Here is a 23,050-nt window from a genome sequence, read left to right as displayed (position 1 = left end):
ACCGCGGATATCGCTTCCGCGCTGTCTCTTTCCGTCAGCCAAGATAGGCGCCCTGGGCCAGAAGTTCCCTGCGCAAATCCGCGTAGTCGACATGCCGCGGGCTGGCCCTGTTGCCGACCGAAAGTGCGGCGGCAACACCGGCCGCCTGGCCAAGCGCAAAACAGGGCGGCATGACGCGAATGGCGCTGAGCGCCTCATGCGTCGCCGAGACCGCGCGGCCGGATACCAACAGGCCCTCATGAACGCGCGGCAGCATGACCCGGTAAGGTATCTGGTAGATATTGGCCGCATCAAGCCCCTGGCCACCGGTACCGCCGCCCGAGCCCGTGGGGTCGTGAATATCGAGCGGATAGCCGCACAACGCCACGACATCATCGAAGGCGCGGCCGGAATGCAAATCTTGCAGCGTCAGTTCGTAGGCGCCATCGATCCGTCGGGTTTCCCGCACGCCGATCTGGGTTGCCGTGTCCCGCAGCTCCACCTGTTCGAAGCCGGGCAGATTGTCGCGAAAGAAATCGAGCAGCGCCACGGTCTGCTCCCGGCCTTCGACCTCGGCAAGCGAGAGCTCAAGGGCGTCAGCCCCATTGCGGCGCAACACGCGGCCGGTATTGATGCGCCAGACGCCCGGTTCCATGGTCTTGTAAAGGCCGATGCCGCGGCGAGGCGCGGGAAAGCGGCCCTCTGCCGTCGCCTTGGCGACGATCGAGGCGAAGGGCCGAAAGTCCTGCGGATGCGCGCGGATGTAATCCTCCACCACCTGGTCGTCGACGTTCTGTACGCGGAAGAACAATGTCTGCGGCTGGGAAAGGCCGTCGCTTTCCCGGCCCTGACGAGTATGGACTCCGGCATAATGGGCGACATCGCCGTCAGCCGAGCAATCGACGACGACCTTGGCACGAACGCTCCTCAGCCCGCCCTTGCCGGCACAAACAACACCGAGCACCCGCGGATTGTCCGCATCATGGTCATCGACGATGGCATCGACGACCATGGTATGCAGCAACAATTCCACTCCCGCCTCGATGCACATGCGCTGCGCCGCGACCTTCGCCGCCTCAGGCTGGAAAGGGGTCACCTTGTCGTGGCCGTAAACGATGAAGCCGCAATAGGCTGAACCTGCCGGGATCGTACTCGGATGCAGCGCGCCGCCGAGCGCCATCATCCGCTGAACGAATTCTTCGTAGATGCCGCGGATCAGTTGCTGGCTGCCATCGAGCGAATAGGAGGTCATGCAGGGGCCGACCAGGCCCGCCGTGAGGTTGCCGCCGAGGAAGCCGTAGCGCTCCACAAGACGTACCCGCACGCCAAGACGTGCCGCCGCGACCGCTGCCGATAATCCCGATGGTCCGCCCCCGATGACGAGCACATCGACATCATCGAGTTCGGGAATATCGGCCGAATAGGCGTAACGGCGGGCTGTCTGCTGCATACTTTTATCCCCTCGCTGGTCTAGAGCATGATGCCGAAAAGTGTGCGCGGTTTTCGGACGACATCATGCTCTATTTCTTTGATTTAGATCGGGATTCAGATTTCAGGCCGATCGGGCCTAAAGTCATCCTGATTTAGCGGAACATCGATCCGCCATCGACATCGAGCGCGGCACCGTAGGTAAAGCTGGCTGCATCCGAGCACAGGAACATGATTGCCGCCGCCATGTCCTCCGGCCGCCCCATGCGCCGCATCGGCAGATTGCCGGCGATGCGGTCCTTCAGTGACTGGTCGATATGGGAGTGCATCGGGGAATCCGTCGGCCCGGGGTTCAGCGCGTTGATGCGGATCTTTTTGCCCGCAAGTTCCCGCGCCACCGACTTGACCATCGACAGGGTCCCGGCTTTCGATGCCGCATAGGCGGTATCGGCAATCAGCCCGCCGCCGCCATGCACGCCGGCATCCGAGGCGATACAGACGATGTTGCCGCCATCGGGGTTATCGAGCATGCGTTTGACTGCGCCCTGCACGACGAAAAAGGTACCGAGCAGATTAACATCGAGCACGCGGTGCCAATGCGCCCGATCCTGCTCGAAAATACGCTTGGCTGTGATGATCGCCGCACACGTCACGACGTTATCGAGACGCGCGAGATTGGCGTCACAATAATCGAAGGCCTTGTCGATGCTCTCCTGATTGCTGACATCCACCGTCACGGTATGAACAGCCGCGCCGCCATTGCGCAGTTCCGCACCGTAGCGCTTCAGCCCCGCCTCATCACGATCGGCCATGACGACTTCCGCGCCCTTGCCGGCGAAGGCCCTTGCCGTTTCAAGACCCATTCCGCTCGCTGCGCCGGTGATAAGGACGGTTCGGCCAGAAAAACAATCGTCCGAAAAAGTAGCATAAGTCCCAGACATCATCGCAGCATCCTTCATTAGGGCTGCCCAACAACCAGTCAGTAGGCCCGCCTCCGCATTGCTAGCAACGTAGCAACTATGTTATATAGTTGTAAAGTGCAATGTGGAGGCCATACGCTGTCAGGAAGCGGAGTTTCGCGTGGCAAATACTCAGGACGTAGAAACAAACCGATGAGCGCGCTGCTTTCGAGAGTGAGAGAATTGCAGCCGTTTATGGCTTGCCGCGAAACCAACCAAAAGGTGGTGATCGGCAAAACCTCGGGCCATCAGCCGGCGACGTTGCAGGTGCATGGATCGATCGCCAGCATCATGGCTTCGATGGAAACTGTAACGAGCCTTGAGCCGTTTATCGCCGCAGTCCAGATCGATTTCGAAGAGAAGCTGGCGGCGGGGAGATCGACTCGGAGGCCAAACGCAAAAAGCTCCTCGACCGCAATGGTCGAGGAGCTTCGCAAGTTTGTATCTGGTTGCCTGTTTCAGGCTTTGTTGTTTTCAGTCCGGCTTTGTCGGCTACGCCTTCTACGGCCTACTGCTGAGGGGTTAGTTCCTCGACCCACATCTGGAAACGCAAAAAGCCCGCACGAGGCGGGCTTTGTGTATTTGGTTTCGGTTTCAGGATTTGCCCCGTTCGGGGCTTAAAACAGTCCACTGGGCTGTTTTATCGGGCGAGGCCCGAGCGACCGCTCACCCTTCAGGTTATGGTGAGCTTCGCGAACGAGGAGCTACCATCGCCAGGGAAAGCGAAGCTTTTCCGCCGGCAATAAGAAGGTAGTTGCTGATCTTCAAAGAGGGATGGTTGCGGGGGCCTGATCGCACCGAGACTTGTAATGGCTGATTAATGGGCATCCCGTCTCCCGGCTAACTCCAATTGCAGTCCCAGGGAATACCGCGCGCCGCGCGGCGGCAGATAAAGCCGCGACCACAGGAATGCGTGGCCGTTCTGACAGTCCGGCCACGTCCCGTACCGCGCGAGAAGGTCTCACGGGCAGCGACCTGGGCATCGGCGGGGCAGTTCCCAAAGGTTTTCTTACGGGTGTCGGTCGGCGGAGTGATCGCGTTCTGCGGCATGCTTCTCGCCGGCGCCTTAATCTCGACGCAGCGGCCGTCTCGCTCCCGCTGGGTCTTGGCGCAGACGAGCGGACAAATCCGCGCCTTCTGCGTGCGCAGCCGCTGAAGCACATCACCTGAAGGCTCGAGGGCCGCGAGTTCGACCTTACTGCGTTTGACGAACTGATCCAGCGCCCGGCGGCTGCCAGCACCCCAGAGCCCATCCTCGCTGCCCGCTCGGCAACCAACGCGGTTCAACTCCTTCTGGATCGAGCGCACCAAGTCGCGATCCGGCTCTTTGACATCGGGGGTGGTGGTAGCATCGGTGCTCAAGGGTGCAATTGCTACCAACTGTTGCTCCACGGTTGGCTGATCGCTGCTAGCCTGTGCCGGTTGCTGTGCAGTCGCGTTTGCTGCGGCCTCTGCCTTGGCGGCGGCCTGTTCCGTTGCAGTCCTTTCGATGATCCGGATTTTCGCCTTCGCCAGCAAGACGAAGACGCCATTCGGATACTGGTGCAGATAGGCATCGAACACGTCCCTGTCAGTCGACGCCTTGATCGTGTCCCAGAAGGTGAGCTCAGCGGCATTGTCCTTTATGCCGGTCTCGGCCGCTGTCGCCGGGTCCAGCTTTTCCGGCGACCTCAGCACCACCTCGCCAGTGAGCGAGGAATTGTCCCAGGGCACCTGCCTGCCATTCGTCTCTTTCAAGACGTCAAGGCGAACGTCGATCAATTCACGGGTAATATCCCGTCCTGGCTTTCCGAGATGGCGCAAAAGTGCAGCGGTAAAAGGAGAATTCCGACCCACCCCATCCAGCGCGATATTGCCAGGCTGGGTGGCAAAGGCAATGAGAGAGCCGATGCCGCTTCCAACCCTGGCAAGCCCACGGCCGACCGAAGCCGAGCGCGTACCCATAGAGCGCGCAAGATTGACCGCTAGAGGATTGTCGCGGCAAGCATCGAGGAACACCAGATTGACCCGCGTCGTGCGCTCCATGGCGGACAGGATCAGGTTCATCGGCACGGCCTCGAATTCCAGGTCGATGTAGGAAAGAAGCTTCGCATCGACAGGTGCGATATAGTTCTCGCCATTCACCTGCAGGCCATGACCAGCATAATAGAACAGCGCCATGTCGGCACCATCAAGCTTATCGACGAAATCGCGGATCGTACGTCTGACGCCGGCAAGATCGAGATCGTTGCCGACGACAACCACGAAGCCCAGATCTCGCAGCTTAGCCGCCATGTCGCCGGCGTCGTTTTTGGGATTCGGCAATTTCGGCACATGCTGATAGGCAGAATTGCCGATGACCAGTGCCACGCGCTTCTCAGCAAACGCCTGCGAGCACATCAGCATCAGATAAATCGTCAGGGCGATGCGAAGGTATTGCATGTCTCCCCCCGGGCATACCCGTCCATACCCTTTGAAAGGCGCCTGCCGGCTGCCGCGTATAGGCACCAATTGGAAGGGTGCGGCCAATTATCGGTTGTGTCAATGCGTCCGCCCGCCCCTGGCGCGTTAGCGCGGGGACAACAGCAGATCCGCTCTATGGATCAACGATCACGCCCGTTTTCATTCAATTGCAAAACAGGATTGAACAGCGCACAGTGCCCCGCCGCTGAACGTCAGCGTTTTGCGACCTCGTGACCGCATTCTGCTCATAGCAGCCTTCGTTCGCGATGCAGATGAAAGCTTCACCTCTCCAGCCGTTGCTGACATTGCGTCTGGTGTTGTCTTCAAAACCACGGACCCCTTCAATTGCAGCGGGACGACAGTTTGGTGGCAGGTCAGGCTCCGGCTTAATATCTGGTTTCTTGCAGTGCGTTTATCTCGGGTGATTGGGAGGTTTAAAACGCAGGAAGCCCCTGCATGACAGGGGCTTGTGATGGTATCAATGGGAAAAGTTTGGTTGCGGGGGCCTGAAGCCACAGAGACTTGTAACTTCGGCGGAACAGCAGGTGTTATTTGGAAGAAATTTCCCACTACGCCGGAACAAAACGTCGGTACCGACCGGCTCAAGCCATTTGCCTATGGAACAATAAAATCGGTACGGCCCTATCGAAAGCGCGCGCTTCGCAAGCGACCTTCGCCACATCCGGACCGACCCGGTCTTGCTCCGCCGATGACAATAATCTTGTGAAAAATCCGATATTAGGGCACAATTTATGAACGCATCGGAATTTGCGGCGCAATCTCAAACCCGGCCGTCTCGGACCGAGTAACAGTTCGCGTCGGAGGGTCGGCGTCGATGGATCAGGGGTTCTTTCTTCTGTTCGCTACGGTGTCCGTGGCCACCGCTCTGACGGTGGTCCTGGCGCGGAATCCGGTTCACAGCGCATTGGCGCTGATGGCGTGTTTCCTTAATATCTCGGCAATCTTCGTCTTGCTTGAGGCGCCATTGCTCGCAGTCATCCAGATCTTCGTCTACGTCGGCGCGATCATGGTCCTGTTCCTGTTCGTGATCATGATGATCGATGTACGCGAAGCGGTGCTGCAGCGGTTCTTGCCGGGCGGCAACCTGCCGGCTCTGGTGCTGCTCGTCCTGCTTGGGATCGAGATGCTTGTGCTGGTGCTCTGGAGCGACCGGTTTTCGGTCACGGAGCCCGTCGCCGTAGGCGGTGGCGATCAGATCAGGCAACTTAGCACGACACTTTTCGCCGACTATCTCCTGCCGTTTGAAGCTGCGTCCGTCATCCTTCTGGCCGCCCTGGTCGGCGCCATCGTGCTGGCGCGGAAGGAGGGATGATGGTTCCGCTCTGGTGGTATATTGTGCTCGGAGTGGTCCTGTTCCTGATCGGAGCGGCGGGCGTGCTGGTCAGGCGCAATATTCTGGTCGTGCTGATGTCGCTGGAGCTGCTGCTCAACTCGGTCAACATCAATTTCATCGCTTTCGGGCGTTACTACGGCGATTTCCGCGGGCAGATCTTCGCGATCTTCGTCATCGCAATCACGGCGGCGGAAGTTGCCGTCGCCCTCGGTATCCTGGTCGCCCTCGTGAGGAACAAATCCACCCTCAAGGTCGACGAAGTGACCATGATGAAAGGATAGCGGCTTTGGACCCGGTGATATCGATCCGGCCGCTGCTTGCCGTCGCCGTAGCAGGCCTGGCGGCCCTTGCCGTTCTCCTTCTGCACAACCGCGAGAAGCTCCGCGATATCGTCTCGCCGCTCGCTGCAATCGCCATGTTCGCGATTGTCGTCTCGATGGCGCCCACGGTGCTGGCGGGCGGGACGGTCGATTTGCGCCTGTTCGAGATTTTGCAGGGGATAGACTTCGCTTTCCGGGTAGATGCGCTCGGCATGGTATTCGCCACCGTCTCGTCGCTCTTGTGGATCGTGGCGGTGATCTATTCCATCGGCTACATGCGGCACTTGAACGAGCATGCGCAGACCCGATTCTTCGCCTGCTTTGCCACCAGTCTCGCGGCGGCCGTCGGGGGCGCCTTTTCCGCCAATCTGTTCACGCTGGTGATCTTCTACGAGATGCTTAGCCTCGTGACCTATCCGCTTGTTTACCACCACGAGGATGAACAGGGATGGGCGGGCAGCCGCAAGTACCTCGTCTATTTGATGGGCGCGTCGAAAAGCCTGCTTCTCGCCGCGCTGGCGCTGACCTACCACATTGCGGGGTCGTTCGATTTTGTGTCGGGGGGGCTGCTGGTAGGTAGCGATGCTTCTGCCCCGATGCTGACGGTCGTCTATTTCTGCTACCTCTTCGGTTTCGCCAAGGCTGCGGTAATGCCGATGCACGCCTGGCTGCCTGCCGCGATGGTGGCGCCGACACCGGTCAGCGCGCTCCTGCATGCAGTGGCCGTGGTCAAGATGGGCGTGTTCTGCGTGCTGCGTGTGGTATTCCACGTTTTCGGCACGGGGCTGGTGGGCGGGCTGGGGCTGGGCATCGCCACGGCCTATCTGGTCTCCTTCACGATCCTGATGGCGTCCGTCTATGCCCTGACGCGGGACGACCTGAAGGCGAGGCTCGCCTATTCGACGGTCAGCCAGCTCTCCTACATCGTTCTGGGCGCGGTTCTGTTGTCGCCGGTCGCGATGGTCGGCGGCATCATCCACATTGCGGCTCATGCGTTCTCCAAGATCACCCTCTTCTTCTGCGCCGGCTCGATCTTTTGCGCGTCGGGAAAGCGGAATATCAGCGACATGGCCGGCATCGGCCGCAGGCTGCCTTGGACGATGGGAGCTTTTTTCGTCGCCTCGCTGAGCATGATCGGGGTGCCGCCGACCGCGGGCTTCGTCAGCAAGTGGTATCTGGCGCGGGGCTCGGTGGAGGCGGGCGAAATTGCGTTCCTGGTTGTGCTCCTTGCGAGCTCGGTCCTGAACGCAGCTTATTTCCTGCCTGTCAGCTATGTCGCCTTTTTCGGGACGGAAGCGCAGGAGAGCCCGACGACGGTCCGTGAAATTCCGATGATGACGATCCCGCTGGTTGCGACCGCCATCTTGTCGGTGTCGATGGGCATCTTTCCCGGCTATTTCCTCGCCCTGGCGGAAGGAGTTGTCAGATGATCAAGCGTGTCGTCGACTTCTTTGGTGACGAGGAACATGCGAACCAGCGCCGCCGGCTGTTCTATCTGGTGCTCGTTCTGATCGTCATCGCCGACTTTCTGGTCCACCGCGAACACGCCGAATACCTGTGGGACCGCCTGCCGGGCTGGTCGGCCGTCTACGGCTTCTTATCCTGCGCGCTGCTGATTTTCGTTTCCAAGTTCCTCGGCCATCGGGCTGGACTCATGCGGCGCGAGGACTATTATGACTGACTTCGTCCATCCCGCCCTGCTGTTCATTCTCGGCGCCCTGCCGATCCCTTTCCTGAACGGATCGATCCGCAAAGTCTATCTGCTGCTGATCCCGACGCTGGCGATCCTCGCCGTGCTGACGATACAACCGGGAAGCTACGGCGCGACGCAGTTCATCGGGCAGGAAATCCTCATCGCCAAGGTCGACAAGCTGAGCATCGTCTTCGCCACCGTTTTCACCATCATGGCGCTGATCGGAACGGTCTATGCGCTGCACCTGCCTCGCCCCGGCCAGCATGTCGCTGCATTTGTCTACGTCGGCAGCGCCCTCGGCGTCGTGTTCGCCGGCGACTACCTGACGCTCTACCTGTTCTGGGAAGGCATGGCGTTTGCCTCTGCCTATCTGGTCTTCGCCCAAGGCGGCCGACAGGCGATCGCCGCCGGGTTCCGGTATCTCATGGTCCATATCACTGGCGGCGTCGTCCTACTTGGCGGCGTCATTCTCTACGGGGTCTCGACTGGCTCGCTGCGCTTCGGCCCGATCGCAGGCGAGATGGGCGTCGGCGCTTACCTGATCCTTGCCGGGTTCATGCTCAACGCCGCTGTGCCGCCGCTCAACGCCTGGCTGACCGACGCTTACCCGGAGGCGACTGTCACCGGCGCGGTGTTCATGAGCGCCTTCACCACCAAGACCGCCGTCTATGTGCTGGCGCGGGCGTTTCCGGGAACTGAACTTCTCGTTTGGCTCGGCACCGCGATGGCGCTCTACGGCGTCGTCTACGCGGTGCTGGAGAACGACTGCCGACGGCTACTGGCCTATCACATCGTTAGCCAGGTGGGCTACATGGTGGCGGGCGTCGGCATCGGCACCGAGATGGCGGTGAACGGGGCCACCAGTCATGCCTTCGCACATATCCTCTACAAGGCGCTCTTGTTCATGGGTGCTGGGGCGGTGATTTACGTCACCGGCCGGCGCAAGCTCACCGAGCTTGGTGGGCTCTACAAGACCATGCCGGTGACCGTGGCGCTCTACATGGTTGGCGCTTTCGCGATTTCGGCATTTCCATTCTTCTCGGGCTTCGTCACCAAGTCGATGGTGGTGGCCGCCGCCGGACAGGATCACCGCGCGGTGATGGCGCTCGCGCTGACGATGGCGTCGGCGGGGACATTCCTGCACACCGGGCTCAAGCTCCCCTATTACATGTTCTTCGGCACGGACCGGAAGCTGGAGGCGCGGGAGCCGCCCCGCAACATGCTGGTTGCGATGGGCATGGCGGCGGTACTCTGCCTCGCGATCGGGGTGTTCCCCCAGCCGCTTTACGCTCTTCTGCCCTATCCGGTGGACTTCGAACCTTACACCGGCGTCCATGTCACCGAGAGCCTTGGTGTGCTGATGTTCACCGCCTTGGGATTCGTCATGTTCCTCAGGGCGCTCGACCCCGAGAATACGATCAGCATCGACACCGATTGGTTCTACCTCAAGGGCGCACGGGTCTTCATATGGATCGCCGGAAAACCGCTGGCGCGCTACGAAAAGGCGGTGAGCGACGTGTCCGAGACCGCGGCGCTGCCCTTCCTACATGGGGCGGCACGGGCGGGGCTGTGGATCGATCTCACCGCCGTGGACGCCGTCGTGAACGGCGTCGCCCGCTCGATCCAGCGTGGCGGCGGCGCGCTACGGCGGCTCCAGACCGGCGTCGTGACCCATTACGTGCTGGCGATGATCGTCGGTGTGATCGCAGCCACCGTCGTCTTCGCCGTGGCGTGGCGGTAGGGGGGGCGATGGGATTCCCGCTACTCAGTCTCATCGTATTCACGCCCGTCGCCGGGGCAGCGGTTCTGATGTTTCTGCGCAGCGACCATGCGGTGCGATGGACCGCGCTGGGCGTCACCATCCTCGACCTTGTTCTCTGCATCGCCATGCTGGCGAGCTTTGACACCACGACCCACGAGATGCAGTTCACCGAGAGGCGCCTATGGGTGCCCGCGCTCGGGATCACCTATGCGCTTGGTATCGACGGGATAAGCGCGCTCTTCGTGTTCCTGACAGCGCTATTGGGCTCTATCTGCGTGCTCGCCTCGTGGGTCGCGATCGATCGCAAGGTGAAGGAGTTCATGGTCAGTCTGCTCACCATGCAGGCGCTGATGCTGGGGGTGTTCTGCGCGCTCGACCTGTTCCTGTTCTACGTCTTCTGGGAGGCGATGCTGATCCCGATGTACCTGATCATCGGCGTCTGGGGTGGCGAAGGCCGGGTCTATGCGGCGTTCAAGTTCTTCCTCTACACGCTAGCGGGCAGCCTCCTGTTCCTCATCGGTGTCATCGTGCTCTATTTCAACGGCGGCGAGACCTTCGATATCCTCGCGCTGACAGCGCAGGATTTACCGTTCCCGGTCCAGACCTGGCTGTTCTTCGCGTTCCTGATCGCCTTCGCCGTCAAGGTGCCGATGGTGCCGGTCCATACCTGGCTGCCGGACGCCCATGTGCAGGCGCCGACGGCAGGCAGCATCATCCTTGCAGGGGTGCTCCTGAAGATGGGCGCCTACGGGTTCCTGCGGTTCTCGCTGCCGATGCTGCCGGAGGCGTCGGTGTATTATTCGACGCTGATGCTTTCGCTTTCGGCGCTTGCGATCGTCTATGGCGGGTTGCTTGCGCTGGCGCAGGACGACCTGAAGAAGCTGGTGGCCTATTCCAGCATCAGCCACATGGGCTTCGTGACGTTGGGGATTTTTGCGCTGAACCTCCGCGGGCTCGAGGGCGGCATCCTGCAAATGTTCAATCATGGCGTAACGACCGGCGCGTTGTTCCTGTTCGTCGGCCTGATCTACGAGCGGACACATACGCGTAGCATTGCGGATTATGGCGGGCTGATGAAGGCGGCGCCGGTCTATACGGCGTTTCTGGCGCTGTTCACTCTGTCGTCAATGGCGCTGCCGGGGACGAATTCGTTCGTGGGCGAGCTGCTGGTGCTGTCGGGCGGTTTTGCGGCCAACCTGGCCGTCGGCGCGGTCGCCGTTTTGGGTGCATTGCTGGGTGCGGCCTATCTGCTGGGCATGTACAGGAAAGTCGCGCTTGGTCCGGCCAGCGTCGGTGTCCGGTTCAAGATACGCGACGTGAACGCCCGCGAGATGGTCGCGATCCTGCCGCTGGCCGTCTTCGTGCTTTGGGTCGGGCTATATCCGAAACCCTTTCTCAACATCATCGACGTCTCGGTGAAGCATCTGCTGGCGCAGCTGCACGATAAAGGGAGCGGCCAATGACTGCCGCAGCACTTTTCCAGTCGGCTCTCGCAAGCCTGCCCGAGATCGTGGTGATCACCGGCGCCTGCATCCTTTTGATCCTGGGACAGTTTGTGCGAAAGGGACAGGAACATTTCCTTGTCTGGGCTTCCGTCGCGGTCGTGCTGATTGCCGCCTTGGCGACACTCATGCTTTCGGGCGAGGTTCGGCCGGCCTACACGGGCATGTTCATCGCCGATCGCTTCGCGGTCTTCTTCAAGTTCGTGTTCTACCTGGCCACCATCCTGACATTCCTCCTTTCGCGAAAATATGCGGATATCGAGGGGATCGGCAGCAGCGAATACTATGTCCTGCTGCTCTTCGCCCTTTCGGGAATGATGATCATGGCCTCGGCGACCGATCTCCTCTCGATCTATGTGGGCCTCGAACTGATGGTGCTCTGCACCTATGTGCTGACCGGCTTCCTGCGGCGAGAGCGGCGGTCGAACGAAGCGGCGCTGAAATACGTGATCCTTGGCGCGGTCTCTACAGGGATTTTTCTCTACGGCGTTTCGCTGGTCTACGGGCTTACCGGCACGACGCAGCTGGACGGGATGGCTGCGGCGGTGACCGGCGATCCGCTCGATCCCGGATTGCTGCTGGCGGTGGTCTTCATCGTCGCGGGGCTGGTCTTCAAGGTCGGCGCGGTGCCGTTTCATATGTGGGTGCCGGACGTCTACGAAGGCGCGCCGACGACGATCACCGCATTCATGTCGGTAGGCCCTAAGGCGGCGGGGTTTGCGGTGATCCTGCGGGTGTTCCTCAACCCGCTGGTCGCGGCCTCGGACGTCTGGATCATCGTCGCGGTCATTGCGGTGGTGACGATGGCGCTCGGAAGTTTCGTCGCGCTGGTGCAGGATAATTTCAAGCGCCTCCTAGCCTATTCCAGCATTGCCCATGCCGGGTTCGCCCTTTTCGGCGTGGTGGCCGGCGGTGCGGACGGGATCGCCAGCGTGATGCTCTACCTGCTGATCTACTCCCTCATGAATCTCGGTATTTTCGGCGCCGTCATCATGATGCGGAACGGCGATTTCTCAGGCGAGGTCATTGAAGATTACGCGGGTTTCGCCAAGTCGCATCCCGGTCTGGCGCTTCTGATGCTGCTCTATCTGTTCTCGCTGGCCGGCATTCCGCCGACGGCCGGGTTCTTCGCCAAGTTCTACGTGCTGGTCGCGCTGGTCGAGCGAGGTTTCGTCATGCTGGCGGTGATCGCGGTGCTGCTGAGCGCCGTCGCCGCCTATTTTTACATCCGCATAGTCATGGTGATCTACATGCGCGAGCCGGAGAGGACGTTCGAGCCGGCGCTGACGCCCTCGGTACGCACCACGCTCGCCTTCACCGCCTTGGGCACCATCGGCATCGGCCTGTTTCCCGCGTGGTTTCTGAGGTTTGCTCAAAACTCGGTGTTGGCGGCTGAGCGATTGAATTTGCAATGATCTGCCCGACGGAATAAACTCGAAGCTCAAGAAAGGATTACCCAAGCCCTTTCCTGGGGCGACCGCATTACCATCCTGAACAGGGCGGTCGCGGCCTTAGGAAAGCTTTCGGTGGGTAACCGGTGCAGTGCGATATGGCTGCAATGGAATTCTTGCCGGTTCTTTTCATGGTCGCCGGAGTTGTTCTGGTGACAGGGGCGACGCTTTTTGTCTCCTCACTGCTGCGCCCGTCCAATCCCTATCCCGAAAAGAACATGCCCTATGAATGCGGCATGGACCCAGCAGGCGACGCCGCCGGGGGCCGCTTCAGGGTGCAGTTCTTTATTCTCGCGATCCTGTTGGTCGTCTTCGATGTCGAGACAATGTTCCTCTTTCCCTGGGCCGTTGTCCTGAAAGACATCGGGCTCGTCGGTTATGTCGAGATGTTCGTCTTCATAGTGCTGCTTCTTGTGGGCTTCGCCTACGCCTGGCTAAAGGGAGCGCTGGAATGGGAGGCGTAAACAATGCGATCCGCGACAGCGTGCTGTTCACCACGGCCGAGAGCGTTATCAACTGGAGCCGAAAATCGGCGCTGTGGCCCGAGACCTTCGGAATTGCCTGCTGCGCCATCGAGATGATCTCGGCGGGGTGCGCCCGCTATGATCTCGACCGGTTCGGCGTGGTGTTCCGGCCTTCGCCGCGCCAGTCCGACGTGATGATTATCGCCGGCACCGTGACGCGGAAATTCGCTCCCGTCGTGCGCAGGCTCTATGACCAGATGCCGGAGCCGCGCTGGGTTATCGCCATGGGCACCTGCGCTATCTCGGGCGGGGTCTACAACACCTATGCCGTGGTGCAGGGAGCGGAGACCTTCGTGCCGGTGGACGTGCATGTGCCCGGCTGCCCGCCGCGGCCCGAGGCGCTGATGCATGGATTCCTGCTGCTTCAGGAGAAGATCAAAAAATCCCGAGCACTGGCCGGGACTCCTCTGGATCCGGTTGCAGCGTCATGAGTGTGGATACGCCCCTCATCCGCACTACGATCACGGAGCATTTCGGCGAGGCAATCGACGATCTTGGCTTCGCGCATGGTGTACATGCCTTCGCCGCTCCGCCTGACATGATCGTCGAGCTTTGCCGGTTTCTGAAGGAACACCCGGCTCTGTGGTTCGATTTCCTGTCGGACATCTGCGGGGTTGATCATTACCCCGAGGTGCCGCGCTACGAGGCCGTGTACCACCTCTATTCGCTGCCCAACAAATGGCGCGTTCGCATCAAGTGCCGCCTCGCCGATCCGCCACGGGTTCCGTCGGTGACGGGTGTCTGGAGGACCGCCAATTGGCATGAGCGCGAAGCCTGGGACATGTACGGGATAAGGTTCGAAGGCCACCCCGACTTGCGCCGGATCTACATGTGGGAAGGCTTCGAGGGCTTTCCGCAGCGTAAGGATTTCCCGCTGCGGGGCTACAAGGACGAGTTGAACCCCTTTGGCGCCGAAGGTACGCCGCCAACACAACCCGACCTTGCCACCAAGAACATTCCGGGAGGCCGCCCCACGCCGGGAACTTAAAATGACCGAAGTCACGGAACTGAGCAGGCCGCAAGGCGAAGCGCTCGACACCAAGGAGGTGCTTCTCAATCTCGGCCCCCAGCACCCCAGTACGCATGGGGTTCTTCGGCTCGTCCTGGAACTGGACGGCGAGTACGTCAAGCGCGTGGATCCACACATCGGCTATCTCCATCGCGGCACTGAAAAACTGGCGGAGAGCTTCACCTACACGCAGATTTTTCCGCTCACCGACCGGCTCGACTACCTCTGTCCACCGTCGAACAACCTGGCCTTCGCGCTGGCGGTGGAGAAACTCCTCGGCATAGAAGCACCCATCCGGGCGCAGTATATCCGCGTGCTGATGGCCGAGCTGGCACGGATCTCCGGCCATGTCCTGATCACCGGTGCGCTGCCGATGGACCTCGGCGCCATGACCGCCTTGCTTTACGCCATGCGGGAGCGCGAAATGATCATGGACCTCCTGGAAATGATCAGCGGAGCGCGCATGCACACGTCCTTCTGCAGGGTCGGTGGGGTGCGTGAAGACCTGCCTGATGGGTTCCTTCCCAAGATCAGGGAGTTCTGCGACATCTTCCCGAACCGGATCCGCGACTATGAGCGGTTGCTCGAAAACAACCGGGTGTTCCTGAAGCGCACGCAGGGGATCGGCGTGATTTCCGCCGAGGACGCCATCGATCTTGGCCTGAGCGGTCCGAACCTGCGAGCTTCGGGCGTCGACTGGGACATCCGTCGCGACGAGCCCTATGAGATCTATGACCGGCTCGACTTTAACGTCATCACCCGCGACGAGGGCGATTGCTACGCGCGCTGGCAATGCCGGGTCGAAGAGATGCGCGAGAGCGTGCGGATCATCGAGCAATGTCTCGACCAGATGCCCGAGGGGCCGTTCCAGATCGACATGCCGACGATCGCCTTCCCGGTGGACAAGGACAAGGTGCATTGCTCGATGGAAGCACTGATCCAGCATTTCGACCTGTCGGCCTATGGCTTCAAGGTGCCGAAGGGTGAGGTCTATTCTGCGATCGAGGCGCCAAAGGGCGAGCTTGGCTTCTATATTATCAGCGATGGGTCGCCAAAGCCGTTCCGCATGAAGGTGCGGGCCCCCTCGTTCGTCAACCTTCAGGGACTGTTCGGGGTGACCAGTGCCCGCTACCTGGCGGACATGATCGCCGTGCTCGGCAGCCTCGACCCCGTGATGGCGGAGGTGGACAAGTAGCAGGGATTTGAATGCGATGACCATGCACGAAAAGATAAAGGAGGCAGCGGCGCGGTATCCCGACCAGCGCTCTGCGATCATGCCCGCACTTCTGATCGCGCAGAGGGAGCATGGCCATCTGCCTGGCCCGGTGCTGGAAGAGGTCGCCGACATTCTCGGAGTCGAGCGGATCTGGGTCTACGAGTTGGCGACCTTCTACACACTCTTCCATACCGAGCCGGTGGGCATGTTCTACCTGCAGCTCTGTGACAATGTTTCCTGCATGCTGTGCGGAGCCGAGGACCTGCTGAAGCATCTGGAAACGGTGCTGGGGATCAAGAAGGGCGACACCACCCCGGACGGGCTGTTCACGCTTTCCACCGTTGAGTGCCTCGGCGCCTGCGAGATGGCTCCGGTGATGCAGGTCGGCGATGATTACCACGGCACCCTTGATATCGCGCGGATAAACGCACTTTTGGACAGCCTGCGGGCTATGGCGGGGCGGGTCGCGGGCGTCGAGCACGCCTCTGCGCCATCGCCGGGAGAGTAGCGTCATGTTCGAACCGGTTCTTCTCAAGAATGTCGACGTGCCGGACGGTCATTTGCTGTCGACCTACGAGGCCGGCGGCGGATACCAGGCCCTGGCCAAGGTGCTGCGCGAATCCACGCCTGACGAGGTCGTTAACCTCGTCAAACAGTCCAACCTGCGCGGTCGCGGCGGTGCCGGATTCCCCACGGGCATGAAATGGAGTTTCGTGCCGAAGCAGGGCGACAAGCCGAAATATCTTTGCTGCAACGCCGACGAGGGCGAGCCAGGCACCTTCAAGGACCGCATCATCATGGAGCGCGACCCGCATCAGCTCGTCGAGGGGCTGGCGGTCAGTGCCTACGCGATTGGGGCTAAAACCGCCTATGTCTACATCCGCGGAGAATATGTGACGGCGATCCGACGCCTGGAGCAGGCGATCGCCGAGGCTCATGAAAAGGGCTATTTGGGAACGGGCATCCTGGGCTCGAATTTCGATTTCGCCGTCCACATCCACTGCGGCGCAGGCGCCTATATCTGCGGCGAGGAGACTGCGATGCTCGAGTCGCTCGAGGGCAAGCGGGCGCAGCCGCGATTGAAGCCGCCGTTTCCGGCCGTGGCCGGGCTCTACGCCAGCCCGACTGTGATCAACAATGTCGAGACGCTGGCCTGCGTGCCGCATATCGTGGCGCGGGGCGCGGACTGGTTCCGCGGCATCGGCCCAGACAAGAGCCCCGGCCCGAAGCTCTACTGCCTCAGTGGGCAGGTGCGCAAACCCGGCCTCTACGAGTTGCCGATGGGCATACCACTGCGCGCGCTGGTCGAGGAACATGCCGGCGGGGCCTTGCCGGGACGCAAGATCAAGGCGGTGATCCCGGGCGGGGTCTCTGCGCCGGTCATCCCTGAGCACGGGCTGGACGTGAGGATGGATTTTGACTCGCTGGCTGCCGCCGGCTCGATGCTCGGTTCGGCTGGCGTTATCGTGATCGACGATAGCACCTGCATGGTCAAGGTCGCCACCAGGATCATCGAGTTCTTCCACCACGAGTCCTGCGGCAAGTGCACGCCCTGCCGGGAAGGATTGAACTGGGTCGTGAAGGTCCTGCGCCGGGTTGAAGGCGGCGATGGCGCACCCGGCGATCTGGAGCAGCTGGAGATGCTCTGCAAGGGCATTTTCGGCAATACGTTTTGTGCCTTGGGTGACGGTGCAGCGATGGGATTGCGGGCAGCACTCGCGCATTTCCGAGATGAATTCGTCGCCCATGTCGAGGAGCGGAAGTGCCCGTTTCACTGAAGGAGTGTGCTGGATCAGGGTTGTGAGGAAACCATGCTTAAAGTCACGATCGATGGACAAACGCTGGAAGTTGAGGCTGGCTCGACGGTGTTGCAGTCCGCCCTGCGTTTGGGCATCGACATCCCGACCTTCTGCTATATGAAGCGCCTGCCGCCGCTGGCCTCCTGCCGCATGTGTCTGGTGGAGATCGAGGGCCTGCGCCGGCTGCAGCCGTCCTGCGCCACTGCGGTCACCGATGGCATGGTCGTGCGGACGAACACGCCTCTGATCGAGGAAACGCGCTCTTCCATGCTCGACATGCTGCTCGCCAATCACCCCCTCGACTGCCCGATCTGCGACAAGGGCGGCGAATGCGAGCTTCAGGACATGGTAATGGCCTACGGGCCCCGCGAAAGCCAATTCCGCGATGACAAACGTGTGTTCCACTCCGAGGACATTCGTCTAAGCCCGGTCATCATCATGAACGTCAACCGCTGCATCCAGTGCCAGCGCTGCGTCCGGATGTGTGAGGAGGTCGTCGGCGCGGTGGCGCTGGGCACCGTCGAAAAAGGCATGGACACCGCCATCACCGGCTTCGAGGGCAGTCTGGCGAGTTGCGACCAGTGCGGCAATTGCGTCGAGGTCTGCCCGGTCGGCGCGCTGATGAGCTTCCCCTACCGCTACAAGGCGCGCCCCTGGGATCTCACCGAGACTGACACGGTCTGCCCGCACTGCGGCACCGGCTGCCAGCTGACGGTCGGCACGCGCAAGGGAGAGTTCATGCGGGTGCGCTCGAAAGTGGAGCATGGGGTCAACCGCGAAACGCTCTGCGTGCGAGGACGCTTCGGCCTCGATTTCGTCGCAAGCCGGGACCGGATCACGCGGCCAATGATCCGTCAGGATGGCGCCCTGGTTCCGGTTTCCTGGGACGAAGCGGGGGACTATCTGCGCCGGCGGCTGTCGGCCGTCGAGAACATGGCTGCTGGCGGGCTGACCTCGCCGCGTCTGCCCAACGAGGTGCTTTATCAGTTCCAGAAAATGATGCGGACGGTGTTCCGCACAAACAATATTGACTGCTCGTCGCGCTGGTCCACGCCCTTCGATGCGCTCGCTCCGTTGGTGGCAGGCTTTTACAGCCGCGCACCGCTGGAGGACGTGATCGGCAACGACTGTGTACTTGTCGTCGGTGGCAACGTGACCGAGGAAAACCCGGTCACCGAATATCTGTTGCGGGACGGTGCGCGGCGGCGGCAGACCAGGTTGCTCATGCTCTCAGCGCGGCCATCACGTCTGGACGCCGATGCCCGGGTGGTGGTTCGCGTGGCCCCGGGTGGAGAAGCGGCGAGCCTTGCGGCGGTGGTAGCCGAGCTCATGGCGGCGGCCGGCCAGACCTTGCCGGGCGACGCTTTTGCGGGCGCGACAATCGGCAAGGCGGCGGGGGACACCGGCAGCGACGAGCCGCATCGCCTGGCCACCGCGCTCAACGAAGGCCACAGCGTCACCGTGCTGGTCAGCGTCGATCTCCTGAGATCACCCGAAGCGCGCGCGACGCTGCAACAAATCAGCAACCTGCTCAACGTTCTCCGCCTGCTCGGCAAACGCCTGGCGATGCAGTTTCTCTTTGACCGTGCCAACCAGATGGGCGCCTGGGACATGGGAGTACTGCCGGCGGCTCTGCCGGGGCTGCAGGCAGTCACCGATGATGCGGCGCGCACAATGCTTGCACGGAATTGGGGCACCGAAATCCCGTCTGAACCCGGTGCGGATCTCGATGCCATGCTGGAACTCTGCGTTGGCGGGCGGATGGGTGCGCTCTACATTGCCGGAACCGACCCCCTGATCAGCTATCCCGACAGGGATTTCGTGTCACGGGCGCTGGGTGCCGCCGATCTCCTGATCGTGCAGGACGCCTTCCTCACGGATACCGCCGGCCTGGCCGAGGTCGTCCTGCCTGCGGCGGGTTACGGCGAGGAACCCGGCACCTTCACCAACAACGAGGGCCGGACCCAGATGGTCCGCAAATTCCGTGAACCCGCCTTCGAAGCGCGAGGCAATCTGACGATCTTCGACTTCGTCGTCGCACTCCGCAACCAGTCGCTGCGGCCATCGACGCAAGCCGAAATTTTTAACGAGATTGCCCGGCTGGTTCCGGCCTATCAGGGGTTGATGCAGGACGGGCTTGGCGCCAACGGCGCATTCACCACGGCGGTTCCGACGCCACCGGCTGGTGCGTTCTATGCAGCGCCGCCTTCCCCGAAAGCAGCCGACCGGCTCATGCTAATCACCGGAGACTGCCTGTTCCACAACGGATATCTTTCCGAACGGTCGGACATCCTGAACACGGTCGCCAACGATCCCTATGTCGCGATGAGCGCGCAGGATACCGCGGAGCTTGGCCTTTCGGATGGCGATCAGGTAATCGTGCGTTCCGGCCAGGGCGAACTGACGGCGCAGCTCAAGGTCGACAGGCGGTTTCCCAAGGGCCTCGTCGTCGTTCCGGAGAACTATAGAGCCTTGCGTCTCAACAGCCTGCTGCGGCGGGGCGAATATCCATGCGCGGTGGAAGTCCAGAAGGCGCATGCCACTCTTGAGGTCGACCGCCCAGGCCGGATCTGGCGTGGGGTCTGAAGATTTGGGGTCGGGGCACCGCAAGGCTCCGCGGCAAGCTGCCCGCCCCAGCGTCTTCACATCGAGTTGGCGACGTCAGTGATACCTGGTCCCGCATATGTAATCCTGCAGATCCTGCTCCGTGCGCTGCGCTTCGTCGAGCCTGTGTTTAACCACGTCGCCGATGCTGACCACGCCGACAACGTCGCCTCCATCCGTGACCAGCACATGGCGCGTACGCCGCTGGGTCATGATCCCCATCGCGACGGGCAGTAAATCCTGGGTCGAACACGTCGCCACATTGCGGTTCATGATGTCCGCGACCCGCTTTGCCGCCGCCTCGGCCCCGTATTCCGCCACCGCATTGCAGCAGTCCCGCTCCGACAGCGTACCGAGGTATTTGCCGTTCGATCGGCTGACGACGACGAAGCCGATATTGTTGTCTCGAAACAGCCGCAGTACCTCCATCATCGTCTGCTCGGGAGCAACTGCGATGACACCGACACCCTTGTTTTTCATGATTTCACCGACAAACATCTGAGCCTCCTTTCCGAGCGCTTCGGTTTGACAGCTGGCGCGCGTTCATGTTCGCCGGATATTCCGCCACCAGTTGTAGCCCTGCGTCTCTTTCGTCTCGACAAGTACGTCCTTCTTCGCATTCAGGCGCGCGGCAACCACGCCGCCGCCGGTTGCCGCCTTACCCGGCTTGGCGAGCAGATCATCGCGCCCGATCACCAGGTCAGCTGAGGAAAAACTCGAGAATTCGTATTGTTGGCCAAGCGCGATCGCGTCCGCCGGGCAGGCGTCCTCGCACAGCCCGCAGAACAGGCAGCGGGCTGTGTCGATCTCGAATTTCGCCGGGTGTCGGTTGCCCTTCTCGTCCTCGTACGGGACGACTTCGATGCAGTCGCAGGGACAGATCCGCGCGCAGAGTTCGCAGGCCACGCACTTGATCTCGCCCTCTTCATCGCGCGTCAGGAAGTGATGCCCGCGATAGCGGGAGTAGGGCAACCACTTTTCCTTGTCCGGATACTGCATGGTCACGGATCTGGAGAACATGTAGCCGAAGGTCAAGGCCAAGGCGCTCGCCAGATCGGCAAAGAACGCCCAACCAATCCATGTTCCAACTCTGTCCTGCGCGCGCGACATCGCCGCCTCGCTACGGAGCCGCTACGGCCCCCAAAAGTACACCGGTTATAATTATGTTCGCCATCGACAGAGGAAGCAAGACTTTCCATCCGATCGCCATCAATTGGTCGTAGCGGTAGCGGGGGAAAGTGAAGCGGAACCAGATAAACACATAGACGAAGAATGCGACCTTGAGCACAAACCACAGGAGCGGTGGCAAGGGGATCAGTACTCCATTCCAGCCGCCGAAGAACAGGATCACCACCAGGACCGACACCAGCAGCACGATGGCATATTCGCTGACCATGAAGAAAGCAAAGCGGATACCGCTGTATTCGGTATGGAACCCGGCCCCCAGATCGCCTTCCGCTTCCGCCAAGTCGAAGGGGATCCGCTGCGCTTCGGCGAGGCCAGCGACGAAGAACACGAAGAAGCCGACCGGTTGATAGACGATGTTCCAGACATCAGCTTGTGCCCGCACGATGTCGAGTAGGCTCATCGATTGCGCCAGCATGACCACGCCGATGACCGCGAACCCCATCGGGATCTCGTAGCTGATCATCTGCGCGCAGGTCCTGAGGCTGCCCAGGACGGCGTATTTACTGTTGGCGGCCCAGCCACCGAAGATGACGCCATAAACCTCGATCCCGATCACCGAGAAAACGAAAAGGAGCGCCACATTCATGTTGGAGACGTAGAGCGTGATCTCGTGGCCGAGGACCGAGACAGTTTCGCCGAAGGGGATCGCGACGAACACCACAAAGGGCGGGGCGAGCGCCAGGATTGGCGCAAGTTTGAACAGGAACCGGTCGGCCTCGGCCGGGATGTGATCCTCTTTGGTCAGGAGCTTGATTCCGTCCGCCACCGGCTGCAACAGCCCGTGCCATCCCACGCGCATCGGCCCCATCCGCTGCTGCATGTGCCCGGCGATCTTGCGTTCCAGCCAGGTTAGCGGCAAGGGTAGCAACAGCAGGATCGCAATCAGGAACGCGACCTTCAAGACGATCAGGCCAAGGGCGACGATAAGTTCCATGATCCCGGCTACTTATTCATCGGGTTGAAGCGCGCGACCGGACTTTGGCTCCGGCTATACAATGAGCACTGCGCACACTTGTCAGACTACATGGTACAACGGCGACGCACCTCATACAATGCCGTCGCAGTTATGTCGTCGCTGGCTATGATGTGTCCGGGCTCAGGACATTTTGAGACGAGTGGTTCGCTGCGCAAGATGAAAGCTTCGCGTTTCCGCCGGTTGCACCGCGCCATCTTGCGTATCAAAAACCGCCGAGGCTCTCATCGCTGCCGGATGAAAGTTCCGTGGCAGGTCAGCTGGCGTCCGGGGAGCTGGACACCCAGCAGAAACGCAAAAAGCTCCTCGACGGTTATGTCGAGGAGCTTTCTGTCAAGCGACTTGCATGGGTAAATTTGCAAGTATCGTTGGTTGCGGTTTCAGGATTTGTTGTTTTCTGTCCCGCTGCGCTTCGCCTTCTTGCAGGCCCCTGAAGAGGCGTTAGCTCCTCGACCCGTTACGAGATACGACAAAGCCCGCACGAGGCGGGCTTTTTGCGTATTGTCTATTTGGAAGATTTGGTTGCGGGGGCAGGATTTGAACCTGCGGCCTTCAGGTTATGAGCCTGACGAGCTACCGGGCTGCTCCACCCCGCGCCAGCGCAAATCCTTGGGATTTGCTGCAGTATTATAACACGAAAGGCCGCTTTGTGAGCGGCCCTTTGTTTCGGCTTTGGGCCGTTGGTTTTGTTCTGAGAAGATTGTTTTATATAAGTTGCGCTTTGCAGACCTGGCAGCGACCTACTCTCCCGCGTCTTAAGACGAAGTACCATGGGCGCAGGGGCGTTTCACGGCCGTGTTCGGAAAGGGAACGGGTGCAGCCACCCCGCCATAACCACCAGGTCGGC

The 23,050-nt window shown here is 61.0% G+C and carries 22 protein-coding genes, 1 tRNA gene and 1 rRNA gene; 16 read left to right on the top strand and 8 right to left on the bottom strand.

Annotated features, from left to right (window positions below):
- Positions 1 to 34: 34 nt before the first annotated feature.
- Both B5P46_RS27005 and B5P46_RS27000 read right to left on the bottom strand, forming a co-directional pair.
- Positions 35 to 1,429: an FAD-dependent oxidoreductase gene (locus tag B5P46_RS27005; RefSeq protein ID WP_129421420.1), complete on the bottom strand. Its 1,395-nt coding sequence runs from the start codon at positions 1,427 to 1,429 to the stop codon at positions 35 to 37.
- Between the two features lie 133 nt (positions 1,430 to 1,562).
- Positions 1,563 to 2,366: an SDR family NAD(P)-dependent oxidoreductase gene (locus tag B5P46_RS27000; RefSeq protein WP_129421419.1), complete on the bottom strand. Its 804-nt coding sequence runs from the start codon at positions 2,364 to 2,366 to the stop codon at positions 1,563 to 1,565.
- A gap of 153 nt (positions 2,367 to 2,519) precedes the next feature.
- Between B5P46_RS27000 and B5P46_RS26995 the strand changes: the two genes are divergently transcribed.
- Positions 2,520 to 2,987 (top strand): hypothetical protein, encoded by a 468-nt coding sequence (locus B5P46_RS26995; RefSeq protein ID WP_129421418.1) that lies wholly within the window; start codon positions 2,520 to 2,522, stop codon positions 2,985 to 2,987.
- A 219-nt stretch (positions 2,988 to 3,206) separates the two neighbouring features.
- Here B5P46_RS26995 and B5P46_RS26990 read toward each other — a convergent pair whose 3' ends face one another.
- Positions 3,207 to 4,874 (bottom strand): caspase family protein, encoded by a 1,668-nt coding sequence (locus B5P46_RS26990; protein WP_245456303.1) that lies wholly within the window; start codon positions 4,872 to 4,874, stop codon positions 3,207 to 3,209.
- 769 nt (positions 4,875 to 5,643) lie between these two features.
- Between B5P46_RS26990 and B5P46_RS26985 the strand changes: the two genes are divergently transcribed.
- From B5P46_RS26985 to nuoG, 14 genes are all read left to right on the top strand, one after another.
- Positions 5,644 to 6,141, top strand: a complete 498-nt coding sequence (locus B5P46_RS26985; protein ID WP_129421417.1) for an NADH-quinone oxidoreductase subunit J family protein — start codon at positions 5,644 to 5,646, stop codon at positions 6,139 to 6,141.
- Positions 6,141 to 6,443 (top strand): NADH-quinone oxidoreductase subunit NuoK, encoded by a 303-nt coding sequence (gene nuoK, locus B5P46_RS26980; RefSeq protein WP_129421670.1) that lies wholly within the window; start codon positions 6,141 to 6,143, stop codon positions 6,441 to 6,443. Before B5P46_RS26985 ends, nuoK begins: the two co-directional genes overlap by 1 nt.
- A gap of 5 nt (positions 6,444 to 6,448) precedes the next feature.
- Positions 6,449 to 7,912, top strand: a complete 1,464-nt coding sequence (locus B5P46_RS26975; RefSeq protein ID WP_129421416.1) for a monovalent cation/H+ antiporter subunit D family protein — start codon at positions 6,449 to 6,451, stop codon at positions 7,910 to 7,912.
- On the top strand, positions 7,909 to 8,163 hold the full coding sequence (locus B5P46_RS26970; RefSeq protein ID WP_129421415.1) for a hypothetical protein: 255 nt from the start codon (positions 7,909 to 7,911) through the stop codon (positions 8,161 to 8,163). The genes B5P46_RS26975 and B5P46_RS26970 overlap by 4 nt, the downstream gene beginning before the upstream one ends.
- On the top strand, positions 8,156 to 9,916 hold the full coding sequence (locus B5P46_RS26965; RefSeq protein WP_129421414.1) for a Na(+)/H(+) antiporter subunit D: 1,761 nt from the start codon (positions 8,156 to 8,158) through the stop codon (positions 9,914 to 9,916). The genes B5P46_RS26970 and B5P46_RS26965 overlap by 8 nt, the downstream gene beginning before the upstream one ends.
- An 8-nt stretch (positions 9,917 to 9,924) precedes the next feature.
- Entirely contained in the window at positions 9,925 to 11,400 is a 1,476-nt protein-coding gene (locus B5P46_RS26960) for an NADH-quinone oxidoreductase subunit M (RefSeq protein WP_129421413.1), read from the top strand.
- Positions 11,397 to 12,854 (top strand): NADH-quinone oxidoreductase subunit N, encoded by a 1,458-nt coding sequence (locus B5P46_RS26955; protein WP_129421412.1) that lies wholly within the window; start codon positions 11,397 to 11,399, stop codon positions 12,852 to 12,854. The genes B5P46_RS26960 and B5P46_RS26955 overlap by 4 nt, the downstream gene beginning before the upstream one ends.
- A 134-nt stretch (positions 12,855 to 12,988) precedes the next feature.
- Entirely contained in the window at positions 12,989 to 13,354 is a 366-nt protein-coding gene (locus tag B5P46_RS26950) for an NADH-quinone oxidoreductase subunit A (protein ID WP_129421411.1), read from the top strand.
- A complete protein-coding gene (locus B5P46_RS26945; protein ID WP_129421410.1) occupies positions 13,342 to 13,845 on the top strand; it encodes a NuoB/complex I 20 kDa subunit family protein in 504 nt (167 codons plus the stop codon). The genes B5P46_RS26950 and B5P46_RS26945 overlap by 13 nt, the downstream gene beginning before the upstream one ends.
- Positions 13,842 to 14,402 (top strand): NADH-quinone oxidoreductase subunit C, encoded by a 561-nt coding sequence (locus B5P46_RS26940; protein WP_129421409.1) that lies wholly within the window; start codon positions 13,842 to 13,844, stop codon positions 14,400 to 14,402. Before B5P46_RS26945 ends, B5P46_RS26940 begins: the two co-directional genes overlap by 4 nt.
- Before the next feature lies 1 nt (position 14,403).
- The gene (gene nuoD / locus B5P46_RS26935; RefSeq protein ID WP_129421408.1) at positions 14,404 to 15,618 is read left to right on the top strand and encodes an NADH dehydrogenase (quinone) subunit D; all 1,215 of its coding nucleotides are present in this window, start codon (positions 14,404 to 14,406) and stop codon (positions 15,616 to 15,618) included.
- Positions 15,619 to 15,634: 16 nt separating this feature from the next.
- A complete protein-coding gene (gene nuoE, locus B5P46_RS26930; protein WP_129421407.1) occupies positions 15,635 to 16,147 on the top strand; it encodes an NADH-quinone oxidoreductase subunit NuoE in 513 nt (170 codons plus the stop codon).
- A 4-nt stretch (positions 16,148 to 16,151) separates the two neighbouring features.
- Positions 16,152 to 17,417 carry an NADH-quinone oxidoreductase subunit NuoF gene (nuoF, locus tag B5P46_RS26925; protein ID WP_129421406.1) on the top strand — a complete coding sequence of 422 codons (1,266 nt, stop codon included), beginning with the start codon at positions 16,152 to 16,154 and terminating at the stop codon, positions 17,415 to 17,417.
- Positions 17,418 to 17,450: 33 nt separating this feature from the next.
- Complete coding sequence (nuoG, locus tag B5P46_RS26920) at positions 17,451 to 20,024, top strand: NADH-quinone oxidoreductase subunit NuoG (RefSeq protein WP_129421405.1); 2,574 nt, start codon at positions 17,451 to 17,453, stop codon at positions 20,022 to 20,024.
- 75 nt (positions 20,025 to 20,099) lie between these two features.
- Here nuoG and B5P46_RS26915 read toward each other — a convergent pair whose 3' ends face one another.
- The 3 genes from B5P46_RS26915 to nuoH are packed head-to-tail and all read right to left on the bottom strand — an operon-like array spanning position 20,100 to position 22,164.
- Positions 20,100 to 20,540, bottom strand: a complete 441-nt coding sequence (locus tag B5P46_RS26915; protein WP_129421404.1) for a CBS domain-containing protein — start codon at positions 20,538 to 20,540, stop codon at positions 20,100 to 20,102.
- A 45-nt stretch (positions 20,541 to 20,585) separates the two neighbouring features.
- Positions 20,586 to 21,152, bottom strand: a complete 567-nt coding sequence (locus B5P46_RS26910; RefSeq protein WP_129421403.1) for an NADH-quinone oxidoreductase subunit I — start codon at positions 21,150 to 21,152, stop codon at positions 20,586 to 20,588.
- Positions 21,153 to 21,162: 10 nt separating this feature from the next.
- Positions 21,163 to 22,164, bottom strand: coding sequence for an NADH-quinone oxidoreductase subunit NuoH (gene nuoH / locus B5P46_RS26905; protein ID WP_129421402.1), 1,002 nt, complete (start codon positions 22,162 to 22,164; stop codon positions 21,163 to 21,165).
- Between the two features lie 287 nt (positions 22,165 to 22,451).
- On the opposite strand from nuoH, the gene B5P46_RS26900 reads away from it, so the two are divergent.
- The gene (locus tag B5P46_RS26900; RefSeq protein ID WP_129421401.1) at positions 22,452 to 22,637 is read left to right on the top strand and encodes a hypothetical protein; all 186 of its coding nucleotides are present in this window, start codon (positions 22,452 to 22,454) and stop codon (positions 22,635 to 22,637) included.
- 85 nt (positions 22,638 to 22,722) lie between these two features.
- On the opposite strand, the gene B5P46_RS26895 is transcribed toward B5P46_RS26900, so the two are convergent.
- Positions 22,723 to 22,799 (bottom strand) — tRNA-Met (locus B5P46_RS26895).
- Positions 22,800 to 22,930: 131 nt separating this feature from the next.
- A 5S ribosomal RNA gene (rrf, locus tag B5P46_RS26890) occupies positions 22,931 to 23,045 on the bottom strand.
- Positions 23,046 to 23,050: the final 5 nt, after the last annotated feature.

Source organism: Rhizobium leguminosarum (assembly GCF_004123835.1).
Taxonomy (GTDB): Bacteria; Pseudomonadota; Alphaproteobacteria; order Rhizobiales; family Rhizobiaceae; genus Rhizobium; species Rhizobium leguminosarum_M.
This window is presented reverse-complemented; position numbering and strand designations above follow the sequence as displayed.